Origin of the sequence: Pectobacterium cacticida (genome assembly GCF_036885195.1) — a bacterium.
Taxonomy (GTDB): domain Bacteria; phylum Pseudomonadota; class Gammaproteobacteria; order Enterobacterales; family Enterobacteriaceae; genus Pectobacterium; species Pectobacterium cacticida.
In genome coordinates this window covers 2,083,184-2,097,419 of record NZ_CP133656.1, presented here as the reverse complement: position 1 = coordinate 2,097,419, position 14,236 = coordinate 2,083,184, and the positions used below count along the sequence as shown (strand labels likewise).

Here is a 14,236-nt window from a genome sequence, read left to right as displayed (position 1 = left end):
GCTTAATACACATAGCATATCGTCATTATTGCTGTTCGCTTTTTCCCTCTTTTTCCTTTTCCGGATCATTAGGCAAGTGGCGATAAATGTAGAAGCCACAAAGTAAGGTAAACATCAGCGTGGCGGCCGTCAAACCGAAAACTTTGAAATTCACCCAGACGCTTTGTGGCAACCAGAACGCGATATAAACATTAGCGATACCGCATGCCAGAAAGAATATTGCCCAGGCAAGATTTAATTTTCCCCAGACGGGCGACGGCAAAGCTAACTCTTTCCCTAGCATTTTTTGAATCAGGGTTTGTTTCATAATGAATTGACTAAATAGCAGTGCGGCGGCAAACAGCGCGTAGATAATGGTCACTTTCCATTTAATAAACAAATCGTTATGAAAAATAAGCGTCAACGAACCGAAAACGACCACCATAGCGAAGGTGATCAGCGTCATTTTCTCTATTTTTCGATACAAAACCCACGTTATTGCGAGAGACAACGCCGTTGCCGCAATTAGCGCGCCCGATGCGATATAGATGTCATAGAGCTTGTAGGCTGCAAAAAAGACGACCAACGGTATAAAATCCAGAAGTTGCTTCATTATATCAATCCATCACTCATAGTATCGTAACCCTCTCTACCAAGAGTTACCCGGTAACCTGCATCATTATCCTTCATTGTGGAACACCATTCCCAAAATAGTGTAATAATTTGCAGAAAATTACGCTTGGGCCAGCGCGAATATCACGCGTGGCGCGTCACAATCGTAACGTGGCGACGGTGACGCGAACGCAGGTTAAGCGCGTAACAACATATAGAGGCGGAACAGATAAATCAGCAAGATAGCGGAAATCAGGTTGCTTAACCCGTTTAATACCACGCCTAACACGGTAGGTGAGGAGATTGGTAGCTTGGACACCACCAGCAAAATAGCGACTTTCGCTAACAGCCATGTGATAACGGCGGGCGCGGTGGCTCGCATGTTGCCATAGGCTAATTTAGCGCTTGTTTTCATCGCGCTGAAAATCCCGCTTTTTTCCGTGACGACAATAACGGGAGACAAGCTAAGTGCGATAGCAAAAAGTACGCCAGGGATGATCAGTAGCATCATACCGAGCTGTATGAGTAGCGTGCATAACAGAATCAGTAATAGCAGGCGCAGTAAAAAAGGTGCTGATGCACCGATAGCACGCAGCGCGCTGGTGCGTTGTCCCTCTGAGACCAATTGGATCAACATCAGAATGCCGCCGGTCAGCAGCACATTGCCAACCAATTCGGCGAATACGCTTGCCGCCGACATTTTCAGTAACACGCTTTGTTGCTCCGGCGTCATCTGTTGGATCAAGTCCATCAGGCTGGATTCGACAGACGATGACAGATCGCTGCTCGTGCTGCTCAGAATCCGTAACTCATCGACAGAGGGCGACAAGGCATGGCTCAATATGACAGCAATGAATGCTGTTAACAGCGACAGCATTAAAATGCTGATGAACTGGTTACGGGTAAAATTCATTGTGTCACGGTACAACGTGTTAGCCGTGATAGGCATGGAAGCTCCTTGAGAAAGACTAATCGACAGAAAGGACTTAACACATGATTGTACCTGTTAATCCGTGTTGTGGCACCCCGGCGACGACATGACACATTTTTGCCCGCCAGTATTACCGGAATCCGCCAGAAGGGGCGCCAAAGGCGGCAAGCCGTAGCTTGCCCGTGCCCGGTCGCAGGCCTCATTGATCTGCCCATTCTCGCCTGATGGCATAAACTCGCGGCACGGTGAAGGGCGATTATCATAAATCGCGCACCTAACGGCATCGCCAATGCGGCCTTCCAGCGCCTGACAACGGGGTTTTTTGCTATTTGTGCCCGCCATGCAGCACAGAAATGGCGTCAGTGGTTCGGTAAGTTGCGAAGGCACCAACCCGCCACCGTCATCCGCTTCCGCCCAATAGAAAGACACTCTGAAGAAACCGCAGCATGCGCCGCAGTGCATACAAACGTTATCGCTCATGTGATGACTAACTGGCTCTAATTCACGTTAATGAAAATAAAATTTACCGCTGAATGCGGCGACATGGTAATGCAATTTGCCACACGGGCATTTTATGTTCGTTATTTGGTTTTTGATCTAAATCAATATTAGGAATATTAATCAGTTAGTAATAAATGATTCAATGCAATTCGGGCGTTAAAACGTTAAGAGATGTGATCTGGGTTAAAACAAAAATACCTACTTAGGGTTATATTCCGCTCGAAATTTAAACCCTGTGAATGGAGTGGGTAATGAAAAAGACAGCTTTCTTATTGTTGGCAACGGCGCTGGTGCCGGCGTTGGCGCAGGCGCATCAAGCGGGTGATTTTATTGTACGCGCTGGCACCGCGACAGTTCGTCCGGTTGAAAGTTCGGATAATGTATTGGGTAGCCTGGGATCATTCCAGGTCAATAACAATACTCAACTAGGACTAACCTTTAGCTACATGGTGACGGATAATATTGGTGTTGAATTGCTTGCCGCGACCCCGTTTAACCATAAAGTGGGCTTGAGAAGCACAGGGACGATTGCCGAGGTGAAACACCTGCCCCCGACACTGGTTGCCCAGTACTATTTTGGTGAACGGGAAGATAAATTGCGCCCCTATTTGGGGGTAGGGCTAAATTACACACTGTTCTTTGATGAGAAATTCAATGATACGGGGAAAGGCGCTGGATTAAGCGATCTGAGCCTGAAAAATTCATGGGGGGTTGCCGCACAGGCTGGGTTAGATTACAACCTGGATAAAAACTGGCTACTTAACATGTCGGTATGGTGGATGGATATCGATACCGATGTGAAGTTTAACGCCGGTAACGATCGACAAAATGTGCATACTCGTCTCGATCCGTGGGCCTTCATGTTTGGCGTAGGCTATCGGTTCTGATTGCCTATTTTATTGTGCCAACCATTATCAGAAATAAAAAACGGCGAGTTTTTAGCTTCGCCGTTTTACACAGAGCAAACAAATCGATAAAAGGAACGCTACTTATAGCGTAGGGGCTATTTCTTACCCTGTTCCGATAGCGACCTCACACATGCGTTACAAACGTGTAGCCGCTTTCATATTCTTCACAAAATCATGTAACTCCGCCAACATCGTATCCGGTTGATGACGGTTTTTTTCTATAATCCTCACGATAGCTGAGCCAGATATGGCACCTGCAGCGCCGGATGCTAGCGTCTCTTGCACCTGAGCGGGTTCAGAAATGCCAAAACCTTGTAGCGGTGGGGCGGCATGGTAGGCATTAAGCTTGGCAACCAGATGGTTCAGCGGCAGCTGAGCACGTTTCTCCGTGCCAGTCACGCCCGCGCGCGAAACCAGATAGGTATAGCCACGGCCATAAGAGGCAATCTCGCGCAACAGTTCATCATCAGCATTCGGTGGACAGATGAAGATAGGCGCAATACCGTGTCGCAGCGCAGCGGTGCGAAAAGGCGCTGATTCCTCCACCGGAACATCCGCCACTAACACCGAATCGACGCCGACCTGCGCACAGCGCTGATAGAATGCGTCAATGCCATTGCTAAAGACCAGATTGGCATACATTAGCAGACCAATCGGGATGTCTGGATACTGCTGACGTATACTCGCCAACATATCGAAACAGCGCGCGGGTGTAACGCCTGCGGCGAATGCGCGTAAATTAGCGTCCTGAATGGTCGGGCCATCCGCTAAGGGATCGGAGAACGGCACGCCCAATTCCAGCGCATCGGCACCGGCTGAAATCAACGTATCGATAATTTTCAGCGATTGCTTTGGGGAGGGGTCGCCTAAGGTAACAAAGGGGACGAACGCACCTTCTTTTTTCTCTGACAGACGTGTAAATAGCTGCTGATAACGCTCCATTAGATCTCTCCCCGCTCTTGCAAAATATCGTACACGCTAAAGATGTCTTTATCACCGCGACCGGACAAATTAACGACTAATAGTTGTTCCTTTTCCGGCTCCGCCTTAATCATCTTTAAGGCATAAGCCAGCGCGTGGGACGATTCTAGCGCGGGGATAATGCCTTCACTGCGGCAGAGCGTTTGGAAGGCGTCCAATGCCTCATCATCAGTAATCGACACATAATCTGCGCGCCCGATGCTGTTCAGGTAGGCGTGCTGCGGCCCGACAGAGGGGAAATCCAACCCGGCGGAAATAGAATAGGACTCTTCAATTTGTCCGTCGGAGGTTTGCATCATAGGGGACTTCATGCCGAAATAGATGCCGACGCGTCCATGCTTTAACGGTGCGCCGTGCTGGCCGGTTGCAATGCCTAACCCCCCAGGTTCAACGCCAATCAAGCGGACATTCGCCTCATCGATGAAATCCGCGAACATGCCGATCGCGTTGGATCCGCCGCCAACACAGGCTAGCACCGCATCGGGCAAACGGCCTTCTTTTTCCAGAATCTGCGCCTTCGTCTCTTCACCGATCATGCGCTGAAATTCTCTGACGATAGTCGGGTAAGGATGCGGGCCAGCCGCCGTTCCTAGCAGATAGTGCGCAGTCTCATAGCTGCCTGACCAGTCACGCAGCGCCTCGTTACAGGCATCTTTCAGCGTAGAGGAGCCGCTATGTACCGGAATCACCTCGGCCCCCATCAGGCGCATACGGAAGACATTCGGTGACTGGCGTTCAACGTCCTTCGCACCCATATAAATGCGACATTTCAAACCGAGTAGCGCGCACGCCAGCGCCGCTGCCACGCCGTGTTGACCCGCACCGGTTTCGGCGATAATTTCGCTTTTACCCATGCGTTTAGCTAATAAAGCCTGTCCAAGCACCTGATTGGTTTTGTGCGCGCCGCCGTGCAGTAAATCTTCGCGCTTTAGGTACAGTCTGGTTTTCGTCCCCGCCGTCAGGTTTTGGCATAAGGTTAACGCCGTCGGGCGGCCCGCATAATTTTTTAATAAATCGGCAAATTCAGCCTGAAAGGCAGGATCTTGTTGTGCACTGACGAAGGCCTCTTCCAATTGATGTAAGGCCGGGATGAGGATCTGCGGAACGAACTGCCCGCCAAATTCGCCGAAATAAGGGTTAAGTAATGTCATCGTTTTCCCGTCTGTTTTAGTATTGTGGCTGGTGCAATATCGCAAAAACCGCCGCAATTTTATGTAAATCTTTTTTTCCCGGTTCGCTTTCCACCCCGGAATTGAAGTCCAGCCCTGCACAACCCTGTTGTGCTGCGAGGGCGCAGTTATCGCTGTTCAGACCACCGGCTAACAGCACGTTTTCCAGCGACTGATTAGTCAGTAATGACCAATCGAACGTTTTTCCGCTGCCGCCCTGACCGTTGTCAAATACGTAGCGGTCAACGTGAGTGAAGTTGCGCTCTGGTAGCACATCCGCGATGCTCAGTGCTTTCCAAATCTGGCAGGCCGGCGGTAAACGTTGGCGTAGCTGGTCGATGGTTTGTTGATTTTCATCGCCGTGCAGTTGCACTGCCGCTAACTGCAATCGTGTCGCAACATCGACGATATGGTCGATTGGTGCGTGACGAAACACGCCGACGTAGCGCAGCGGGGCGCCCGCCATGATGGCGAGCGCCTGTTCAACGTCAACCTGACGCGGAGAATCTGCGACGAAAATCAACCCGCCGTACAGCGCGCCGGCTTGATAAGCCGCCTGTGCGTCGGCGGCGCGTGTTAGCCCGCACACTTTATTTTCGCCAAAAATAACGCGACGTACCGCGCTATTCAGGTCGGGTTCAGACATCAATGAACTGCCGATCAAGAAGCCTTGGGCAAAGGCGCTGAGTTCACGAATCTGCGCATGGTTGTTGATGCCGGATTCGCTGATCACCGTGACGCTGGCGGGTAAACGCGGTGCCAGCGTGCGGGTTCGGTTGAGGTCAATCGAGAGATCGCGCAGATTGCGATTGTTAATGCCGACCACGCGCGCCTCAAGTTGGATCGCACGCTGTAGCTCTTCTTCGTTGCTGACTTCCGTTAACACGCCCAACTTCAGACTATGCGCCACCTCGGCCAGTTGTCGGTACTGCGTGTCATCTAACACAGACAACATCAGCAAAATAGCATCAGCCTGATAGTAGCGTGCCAGATAGATCTGGTAGGGCGTAATAATAAAGTCTTTGCACAACACCGGCTGATGAACTGCCGCGCTGACCTGGGGCAGAAAGGCAAAATCGCCCTGAAAATATTTCTCATCGGTTAACACAGAAATGGCGGACGCATAACTCTTATAGACCTTGGCAATGGCGATTGGGTCAAAATCATCGCGGATCAGCCCTTTTGACGGCGAGGCTTTCTTGCACTCCAGAATAAAGGCAGGCCTGTTCTGTTTCAACGCCTGATAAAAGTCGCGTTGGCTGGGAACAATCTCATGTTGAAAAGAGGCCAGCGGCTGCACTTTCTCTCGTTCCGCAACCCAGCGCGCTTTATCACGCACAATGTTATGTAATACGGTGTCCTGCATGGTGGGTTATCCTCTGGCAGACAGGGCAATAACACGCTGATAAGCCTGCCCGCTATGAATGATTTCAAGTGCCTGTTGCGCATTCTGGCGCAGATCTTCTTGCCCGAACAGCCTCATCAGCAAGGCAACGTTGGCGGCAACTGCTGCCGCCTGCGCACGTTCACCTTTACCTTGTAGTAGAGAGGCCAGAATGTCACGGTTTTCTTCCGGTGTACCGCCTTGTAATGCCGACAGCGGATAAGTCTCCAGACCAAAATCGCGGTGCGTCAGTTGGTAGGTTTCAATTGTCCCGTTATTCAACTCGGCTACCTGCGTTGGTGCATGGATCGCGACTTCATCCATTCCGCCACCGTGGACAACCGCCGCACGCTGGTAGCCCAGTACCTTCAGCGTTTCGGCGATGGGGCGAACTAATTCAGGACTGTAAACGCCGATCAATGCCAGTGGTGGCCGGGCTGGATTCACTAACGGCCCCAATACGTTGAAGACGGTGCGCGTTTTGAGCTGCTGGCGCACTGGCATGGCATGACGAAAGCCCAGATGATACTGCGGGGCGAACAGGAAACACACGCCTAAATCATCCAGCGCCTGGCGAGCGTCCTGGGCGCTCATATCCAGTTTGATGCCAAAAGCGGCGAGCAGATCGGAGGAACCCGAACGACTGGACACGCTGCGGTTACCATGCTTGGCGATTTTCAGCCCGCAACTGGCGGCGACAAAAGCACTGGCCGTTGAGATATTGATGCTATTGGTGCCATCGCCGCCGGTCCCGACGATGTCGGCAAATAAATAATCAGGACGTGGAAACGGTTGTGCATCGGCCAATAACGCCGCGGCTGCGCCAGCGATTTCATCGGGGTGCTCGCCGCGCACTTTCATGCTAATCAACGCGGCGGCCAATTGGCTGTCTTTGAGTTCGCCGCGGATAACCGCGCCAAATAGCGCCTGGCTTTCCTGACGGCTGATGGGTTCGGCTTGATATAATTTTTCCAGTATGTTTTGCATAATAAATCCGTTCTGAGCTGTAGATGATTTTGGCGTTATAGCGTGTTGCACCAATGTATCCCGTATTAGGCCAGCGCCCATGCCAGCGTTTGTTCCAGTAACCGAGCGCCATGGGTGGTCAGGATCGACTCTGGGTGGAATTGAAAACCGCAAACTCGGTCGGCATCGTTACGCACCGCCATCACCATCGTGTCGATATGGGCGTTAACGGTCAGCGTAGCCGGAATGCAACTGCCAACCAGCGAGTGATAACGAGCCACCGGTAACGGATGCGGCAAGTCGCTGAACATGGCGCAGCCATCGTGGTCGATGACTGATGCCTTGCCATGCAGGATTTCTCCGGCCTGACCGACATGACCGCCGTAAGCTTCCACAATGGCCTGATGGCCGAGGCAAATACCGATAATGGGCAATTTACCGCGTAAGCGCTGTAACAGTTCCGGCATACAGCCTGCGGCTGCCGGGGTGCCGGGGCCGGGAGAGAGCATCAGAATCGGGGTTTCCATTTGCTGTAAGTGCGTGATGATGACGTCGGCGGGCAAATGGTTACGATAAATGACAACCTGATGACCGCTGGCGCGTAGCTGATCCACCAGGTTGTAGGTGAACGAGTCGATATTATCGAGTAGCAGAATGTCGGCCATCAGAAGATCTCCTTTGCATGATGCGCGGTGGCGATAGCGCGCAGGACGGCGCGCGCCTTATTGCGCGTTTCGTCAGCTTCCGCCTGAGGGTTGGAATCCAGCACGACGCCAGCGCCAGCCTGAACGGTAGCAATGCCATCTTCGACATAAGCGGAGCGAATGACGATGCACGTATCCAAATCGCCATGTGCGGTAAAGTAGCCGACCGCGCCGCCGTAGCTACCGCGTCGGGTTTTTTCACTCTCGGCAATCAATTGCATCGCCCTGACTTTCGGTGCGCCGCTGAGCGTACCCATATTCATGCAGGCGCGATAGGCGTGCAGGACGTCCAAATCTTCACGTAGCGTGCCGACGACACGCGACACCAGATGCATGACGAAGGAGTAGCGGTCAACCTTGGTCAAATCCGCCACGTAACGGCTGCCCGGCTGGCAGATACGCGCCAGATCGTTACGGGCCAAATCAACCAGCATCAGGTGTTCTGCCAGTTCTTTATGGTCGGTTCGCATTTCCAATTCGATGCGGCTGTCGAGATCGCGATCCAGCGTTCCATCGGCCCGGCGACCACGCGGGCGTGTACCGGCAATGGGATAGATTTCGATTTGACGGGTATCGGCATCGTATTTCAGCGAACTCTCCGGTGACGCGCCGAATAGCGTAAAATCCTGATCCTGCATGTAAAACATGTAAGGGCTAGGGTTGTTATCTTTCAGCGTTTGGTAGGCGGCAAGTGGTGAAGGGCAAGGCAGGGAAAAACGACGCGATGGGACGACTTGAAAAATTTCGCCCACGCGAATGGCTTCCTGCATGTGGCTGACCACCGCGCCAAAAGCTTCGTCGCTTTGATTACAGCTTAACGTCATGTTTTCGATAGATTGGCGCGGGAGTATTGGCGCGGGCTGGAGTAGCTGATCCTGTAATTGCGAGAGACGTTGCTGTAGCCGCTGTCTTTCGTGGTGATTGGGCGTAAACAGGCTGGCTTGCAGCGTGGTCACCTGCTTTTGGTGGTCAAGCACCAGCAGCGTTTCTGCCAGATAAAAACAAAAATCCGGGCAACGCTGATCCTGGCTTAGCGCGGGCAAGGTTTCAAATCCAGCCACCAAATCGTAGGCAAATAGCCCGCCGAGGAACATGGCCTCACGCTCATCGGGGGGGCAGGCGACCAGTGTCAGGATCTGGCGTAAGGCATCAAACACGGACAGTGAGCGCAGGCGCGCGTCTTCGTCTTGCTGGGTATCGGCCAGTGGGAAAGTCAGTTCCCGCCCGTTAGGACGCGGTTGATTGATGACTTCGCGAGGTAATGCGTCGTCCAGAAGGGGCAGCAGGCTAGCGCCATTGGCGCTTAAAGCCTGAATGGAAACCTGTTGACCGAGCGCGGTGATGCGTAGAGCGCTATCGATGATTAATAGGCTTTTCAGGTTTTCCTTGCTATCGATCTCAGCCGACTCTAATAGCAATGTCGCCGCTCTGTCGCCGCAGAGTTGGAGGAAGAGGGTACTTGGGTCGTTGCGGTAAACGGCTTCGGTACGCAGCAATTCCAGTTTAGGTTGTGTTGTTTGCATTTTGCTACCCGCTAAATGTGTGTCCATCAAATAAAAAAACCCGCTACGTTAAGCGGGTCTTGGAATATCTGCATGTGTGACAACAGCGATGCGTGATCAGTCCACCCGCGATAGGGAGGAGTGCCACCAACCATGCTTCATCGTTTTTTGCATTGCCATTATCATTATCTCGCTATTTCTGTTCAGATTACTGCGCTGAGCCTGTGTACTAGTTAACTGGTTCGTTGACGAAATGTCAACACCTTCGATAGGATTATTTTATTACCCAGAAAAATGGCGGGCATTACCCTTTACTTATGATTAATGGCATCATGCGGCCTTCACCTTATTATCGATGGACAGGGTTGTGCCAGAAGACTCTCAATTAGTAACACCATTCCCACTTTATGACTTACATAGCCACACAACGGCATCCGATGGGCTGTTAACGCCAACGGCACTCGTCTGTCGGGCCGTCGACATGCGGGTAAACGTGCTGGCCATCACCGATCACGATACGATCGGCGGTCTTGCAGAAGCGCAACAGACCATTGCGCAGCAAGCGCTGCCGTTGCGGCTGATTCCGGGGGTGGAGATCTCCACGCTGTGGGAAAACCATGAGATCCATATTGTTGGGCTAGGCGTGGAGGTCGCGCATCCGGCGTTAACTGGATTACTGCAACAGCAGGCGGATAACCGACTGCGTCGGGCAGAACAGATTGCCGTCCGGTTGGAAAAATCGCGTATTCCCGATGCGCTGGCAGGCGCACAGCGTATGGCGACCGGGGGGCAGATCACGCGAGCGCATTTCGCTCGTTATTTGATTGAATTAGGTATCGCGGCGAATATGAATCAGGTCTTTAAAAAGTATTTAGCAAAGGGGAAGACGGGCTATGTGCCGCCGCAATGGTGTAGTATTCCGCAAGCAATAGACGCGATTCATCAATCCGGTGGCGTGTCGGTTTTAGCGCACCCGGGGCGCTATGATCTGACAGCTAAATGGCTAAAACGCCTGATAGCGACGTTTGCAGAAGGTGGGGGCATTGCAATGGAAGTGGCCCAGTGCCAACAGGCACCAGAGGAACGTGCGCAGCTTGGTCGTTATGCGCGCGATGCCAATTTACTGGCGTCGCAAGGTTCAGATTTCCATCTGCCGTGCGCCTGGATTGAGTTAGGGCGTAAACTGTGGCTCCCTGCCGGTGTCGACCCCGTGTGGCATCATCCATTATTGGCACAATAAGCGCGCATTGCTGTGTACGCCATAACGTATGAAATACCATTTTTTGCCGCTGTCTCGTTCTATAATAACGCATTGCAGCTTGACGCGGGAAGGAACGAGCAAACCGCGAAATGTCAGAGAGTAGAGGTAAAGTCATGAGCCAGTTTTTCTATATTCATCCGCAGAATCCACAACCGCGATTGATTGCGCAATCGGTGGAAGTTTTGCAAAAAGGCGGGGTGATCGTTTATCCAACGGATTCCGGCTATGCATTGGGCTGTATGGTCGGTGAAAAAAACGCGCTTGAGCGCATTTGTCGGATTCGCGATTTGGGTAACGATCATAACTTCACCTTGGTGTGTCGCGATTTGTCCGAGTTATCGACGTATGCCCATGTGGATAACGCCGCCTTCCGCTTAATCAAAAATAATACGCCGGGTAACTATACTTTTATTCTGAAAGCCACGAAGGAAGTCCCCCGGCGCTTAATGAATGAAAAGCGTAAAACCATCGGTCTGCGCGTGCCATCGAATCCGATTGCACTGGATTTGCTCGCTGCGCTCAATGAGCCATTAATGTCGACGACACTGATGCTACCCGGCAATGATTTCGCCGAATCCGATCCAGATGAGATTCAGGAAAGATTAGGCAAACGCGTGGATTTGGTTATTCACGGCGGTTCGATTGGCCAGCAGCCAACGACTGTGATCGACCTGACTGATGCCTCACCGCGCGTCGTCCGCGAGGGCACGGGCGATATCACGCCATTTTTGTAAGCGCGTCGATACGTTATAACGATGTGCGATAACATAACGATACAAAAACAATAGCGATACAAATGGTACGCAGGCAGGTATAATCGCGCGGTTGTTAGAGACTACGAATGATTTTTATATAACCTGCTGATTTTAATAGTGGTTATGATTTTCCCTGACGCCTGGGAAGGCGACATTAGAGGTTGCTCAATGAGCGAAAAGTTACAAAAAGTTCTGGCGCGCGCCGGACATGGCTCACGCCGCGAAATTGAAGGTATTATTCAGGCCGGGCGTGTTAGCGTCGATGGTAAAATAGCCACATTGGGCGATCGCGTTGATGTGACGAAAGCCACCAAAATTCGTATTGATGGTCATCTCGTTAGCGTAAAAGAAACGGAAGAAACGGTGTGCCGTGTCCTGATGTACTACAAACCGGAAGGTGAGTTGTGTACTCGCAGCGATCCTGATGGTCGGCCTACGGTATTTGATCGCCTGCCAAAAATTCAGGGGTCTCGCTGGATCGCGGTAGGGCGCCTTGATGTGAATACATCTGGTCTTCTGCTCTTTACGACTGACGGTGAGCTTGCAAATCGCCTGATGCACCCCAGCCATGAGGTTGAGCGTGAGTATGCCGTGCGGGTCTTTGGCGAAGTTAATGACGAAAAGATCAAACAATTAAGTAAAGGCATTTCATTGGAAGATGGCCCGGCGTCGTTCCGTACTATCCGCTATCAGGGAGGCGAAGGCCTGAATCAGTGGTATAACGTAACCTTGACGGAAGGGCGTAACCGCGAAGTTCGCCGTCTGTGGGAGGCGGTAGGTGTTCAGGTTAGCCGCCTGATCCGTGTGCGTTACGGGGATATTACCTTACCGAAAGGCATTCCTCGCGGCGGTTGGGCCGAAATGCCGTTGGAACAGTTGAACTATCTGCGTGAATTAGTGCAACTTCCGCCAGAAACCATATCGAAATTGCCTGTCGAGCGCGAGCGCCGTCGGGTCAAGGCGAACCAGATCCGTCGCGCGGTAAAACGCCATAGCCAGATCAACAATGCGCCAGCCCGCCGCTCGTCGCCAAAGCCGAAACGCAACGGCTGATCTTGTTCCTAAACGACTTACGGGCAGTCGACTCTGCCCGTCCTACCAGTCAATGCCTTGCTGTGCCTGAATACCGCTATCAAACGCGTGCTTTACCGCGCGCATCTCCGTCACGGTATCGGCCATATCCAGTATATCGCGGTGACAACCTCGACCTGTAATGATCACCGTTTGCCCAGTCGGACGTTGTTTGATTGCTGTGACAACGTCACGTAATGGTAAATAATCGTAGCTAAGCATATACGTCAGTTCATCTAATACGACGAGATCTAGCTGGGGATCGGCCAGCATGCGTTTGCCATGCTGCCAGACACGTTGCGCCGCATCCCCATCTATCTGACGATTCTGCGTCTCCCAGGTAAAACCCGTCGCCATGACCTGAAATTCCACACCGTGCTGTTGAAGCAACTGCTTCTCACCGTTTGGCCATTCCCCTTTGATAAATTGGATCACGCCAGCGCGTAAACCGTGGCCGATCGCCCGAGTGACGGTGCCAAATGCCGCGGTGGTTTTTCCTTTCCCGTTGCCCGTAAATACGATCAGGATACCGCGTGTTTCATGCGCGGCAGCAATGCGGGCATCGACTCTTTCTTTCAGGCGCTGTTGGCGTTGCTGGTGCCGTTCATCGTGCATATTGTGTGTGCTCATCTTTTATTCGGCGGGACCGGCTTTTCTGCTCGGCTGTGCATCAAAACTCATTCCTGTCTTGCGGCGGCTGTCGTCACCCATCAGGTAGAGATACAGTGGCATGATGTCTGCCGGTGTTTTTAGCTTCATCGGATCTTCCTGGGGGAACGCCGATGCCCGCATGGCCGTTCGTGTCCCGCCAGGGTTAATACAATTCACGCGTAGATTCTGTGAACGATATTCCTCAGCCAACACTTGCATCATGCCTTCAGTGGCGAATTTAGACACGGAATAGGCGCCCCAGCCTGCGCGACCTTGGCGGCCGACACTGGAACTGGTGAACACCAGAGACGGGCTGGGAGATTGCAATAATAATGGCAGCAGTGCCTGCGTTAGCATAAATGTGGCGTTAATGTTGACTTGCATCACCTGATGCCAGATTTCCGGGGTTTGTTGCGCTATCGGGGCAATTTCTCCGAGTAGGCCAGCATTATGGAGAACACCATCCAGTCGCGGAACGACCTGCGCCAGTTCCTCAGACAACTGAAAGCACTGCGCGGAGGACAACGTCAGCAGATCGCAGACAACAACCTGTGGCGTAACCCCCTGTTCCTGAACGATCTGCTGCTTGACCGCTTGCAGCTTACTCTCTGTCCGGCCTAATAAAATGACCTGTGCGCCATAACGAGCGTACGTCAGTGCGGCTTCCCGACCGATACCATCGCCTGCGCCGGTAACCAGAATGATGCGGTTTTGCAGTAAATCAATTTTAGGTTGGTAATGCACGGTGTGTTCCTCTTATCGCGGCACATCTTATCGCGGTACATCACCGCGTCGCATTAATGCGTAAATCTGCCGTCGTGCTTACCGTGTCGGCGATGCCTGACATCGCGGGCGGCACGC

13 protein-coding genes, 2 pseudogenes and 1 other annotated feature are annotated in these 14,236 nt (G+C 52.2%); of the genes and pseudogenes, 4 read left to right on the top strand and 11 right to left on the bottom strand.

The window, feature by feature from the left end; translation table 11 throughout:
- Window positions 1-25: 25 nt before the first annotated feature.
- The 3 genes from RFN81_RS09660 to RFN81_RS09650 all read right to left on the bottom strand — a co-directional run bounded on the left by RFN81_RS09660 (window position 26) and on the right by RFN81_RS09650 (window position 2,002).
- Window positions 26-592, bottom strand: coding sequence for a septation protein A (locus RFN81_RS09660; protein WP_264495649.1), 567 nt, complete (start codon window positions 590-592; stop codon window positions 26-28).
- A 195-nt stretch (window positions 593-787) separates the two neighbouring features.
- Window positions 788-1,540, bottom strand: coding sequence for a YciC family protein (locus RFN81_RS09655; RefSeq protein WP_264495648.1), 753 nt, complete (start codon window positions 1,538-1,540; stop codon window positions 788-790).
- A 57-nt stretch (window positions 1,541-1,597) separates the two neighbouring features.
- A complete protein-coding gene (locus RFN81_RS09650; RefSeq protein ID WP_264495647.1) occupies window positions 1,598-2,002 on the bottom strand; it encodes a YkgJ family cysteine cluster protein in 405 nt (134 codons plus the stop codon).
- A 272-nt stretch (window positions 2,003-2,274) separates the two neighbouring features.
- Between RFN81_RS09650 and ompW the strand changes: the two genes are divergently transcribed.
- A complete protein-coding gene (gene ompW, locus RFN81_RS09645; RefSeq protein WP_264495646.1) occupies window positions 2,275-2,910 on the top strand; it encodes an outer membrane protein OmpW in 636 nt (211 codons plus the stop codon).
- A 156-nt stretch (window positions 2,911-3,066) separates the two neighbouring features.
- On the opposite strand, the gene trpA is transcribed toward ompW, so the two are convergent.
- From trpA to RFN81_RS09620, 6 genes and pseudogenes are all read right to left on the bottom strand, one after another.
- On the bottom strand, window positions 3,067-3,873 hold the full coding sequence (trpA, locus tag RFN81_RS09640; protein ID WP_264495645.1) for a tryptophan synthase subunit alpha: 807 nt from the start codon (window positions 3,871-3,873) through the stop codon (window positions 3,067-3,069).
- Window positions 3,873-5,063, bottom strand: a complete 1,191-nt coding sequence (gene trpB / locus RFN81_RS09635; RefSeq protein WP_264495644.1) for a tryptophan synthase subunit beta — start codon at window positions 5,061-5,063, stop codon at window positions 3,873-3,875. Before trpB ends, trpA begins: the two co-directional genes overlap by 1 nt.
- A 16-nt stretch (window positions 5,064-5,079) precedes the next feature.
- Window positions 5,080-6,447 (bottom strand): bifunctional indole-3-glycerol-phosphate synthase TrpC/phosphoribosylanthranilate isomerase TrpF, encoded by a 1,368-nt coding sequence (gene trpCF, locus RFN81_RS09630; protein ID WP_264495643.1) that lies wholly within the window; start codon window positions 6,445-6,447, stop codon window positions 5,080-5,082.
- Between the two features lie 6 nt (window positions 6,448-6,453).
- Window positions 6,454-7,449 (bottom strand): annotated as a pseudogene (gene trpD, locus RFN81_RS18740) (anthranilate phosphoribosyltransferase); the annotation flags it as partial.
- A gap of 75 nt (window positions 7,450-7,524) precedes the next feature.
- Window positions 7,525-8,096, bottom strand: a pseudogene (locus tag RFN81_RS18735) (glutamine amidotransferase-related protein); the annotation flags it as partial.
- Window positions 8,096-9,658 carry an anthranilate synthase component 1 gene (locus RFN81_RS09620; protein WP_264495642.1) on the bottom strand — a complete coding sequence of 521 codons (1,563 nt, stop codon included), beginning with the start codon at window positions 9,656-9,658 and terminating at the stop codon, window positions 8,096-8,098. The pseudogene RFN81_RS18735 and the gene RFN81_RS09620, both read right to left, overlap by 1 nt.
- A gap of 30 nt (window positions 9,659-9,688) precedes the next feature.
- Window positions 9,689-9,793 (bottom strand) — a sequence feature (Trp leader region).
- Between the two features lie 211 nt (window positions 9,794-10,004).
- On the opposite strand from RFN81_RS09620, the gene rnm reads away from it, so the two are divergent.
- The 3 genes from rnm to rluB all read left to right on the top strand — a co-directional run bounded on the left by rnm (window position 10,005) and on the right by rluB (window position 12,706).
- Window positions 10,005-10,877 (top strand): RNase RNM, encoded by an 873-nt coding sequence (rnm, locus tag RFN81_RS09615; RefSeq protein WP_319800172.1) that lies wholly within the window; start codon window positions 10,005-10,007, stop codon window positions 10,875-10,877.
- A 134-nt stretch (window positions 10,878-11,011) separates the two neighbouring features.
- Window positions 11,012-11,632 carry an L-threonylcarbamoyladenylate synthase gene (locus RFN81_RS09610; RefSeq protein WP_264495640.1) on the top strand — a complete coding sequence of 207 codons (621 nt, stop codon included), beginning with the start codon at window positions 11,012-11,014 and terminating at the stop codon, window positions 11,630-11,632.
- A 189-nt stretch (window positions 11,633-11,821) separates the two neighbouring features.
- Window positions 11,822-12,706 (top strand): 23S rRNA pseudouridine(2605) synthase RluB, encoded by an 885-nt coding sequence (gene rluB, locus RFN81_RS09605; RefSeq protein WP_264495639.1) that lies wholly within the window; start codon window positions 11,822-11,824, stop codon window positions 12,704-12,706.
- Window positions 12,707-12,748: 42 nt separating this feature from the next.
- Here the strand turns inward: rluB and cobO are convergent, their stop codons facing one another.
- Window positions 12,749-13,339, bottom strand: coding sequence for a cob(I)yrinic acid a,c-diamide adenosyltransferase (gene cobO / locus RFN81_RS09600; protein WP_264498930.1), 591 nt, complete (start codon window positions 13,337-13,339; stop codon window positions 12,749-12,751).
- Window positions 13,340-13,357: 18 nt separating this feature from the next.
- Window positions 13,358-14,119 (bottom strand): YciK family oxidoreductase, encoded by a 762-nt coding sequence (locus RFN81_RS09595; protein WP_264495638.1) that lies wholly within the window; start codon window positions 14,117-14,119, stop codon window positions 13,358-13,360.
- Between the last annotated feature and the right edge of the window lie 117 nt (window positions 14,120-14,236).

Coding starts and splice junctions, on each gene's coding strand:
- ompW (WP_264495646.1), top strand. CDS start 2,275: ATGAAAAAGACAGCTTTCTTATTGTTGGCAACGGCGCTGGTGCCGGCG.
- RFN81_RS09650 (WP_264495647.1), bottom strand. CDS start 2,002: ATGAGCGATAACGTTTGTATGCACTGCGGCGCATGCTGCGGTTTCTTC.
- trpA (WP_264495645.1), bottom strand. CDS start 3,873: ATGGAGCGTTATCAGCAGCTATTTACACGTCTGTCAGAGAAAAAAGAA.
- rluB (WP_264495639.1), top strand. CDS start 11,822: ATGAGCGAAAAGTTACAAAAAGTTCTGGCGCGCGCCGGACATGGCTCA.
- trpB (WP_264495644.1), bottom strand. CDS start 5,063: ATGACATTACTTAACCCTTATTTCGGCGAATTTGGCGGGCAGTTCGTT.
- RFN81_RS09660 (WP_264495649.1), bottom strand. CDS start 592: ATGAAGCAACTTCTGGATTTTATACCGTTGGTCGTCTTTTTTGCAGCC.
- cobO (WP_264498930.1), bottom strand. CDS start 13,339: ATGCACGATGAACGGCACCAGCAACGCCAACAGCGCCTGAAAGAAAGA.
- RFN81_RS09620 (WP_264495642.1), bottom strand. CDS start 9,658: ATGCAAACAACACAACCTAAACTGGAATTGCTGCGTACCGAAGCCGTT.
- RFN81_RS09610 (WP_264495640.1), top strand. CDS start 11,012: ATGAGCCAGTTTTTCTATATTCATCCGCAGAATCCACAACCGCGATTG.
- trpCF (WP_264495643.1), bottom strand. CDS start 6,447: ATGCAGGACACCGTATTACATAACATTGTGCGTGATAAAGCGCGCTGG.
- RFN81_RS09655 (WP_264495648.1), bottom strand. CDS start 1,540: ATGCCTATCACGGCTAACACGTTGTACCGTGACACAATGAATTTTACC.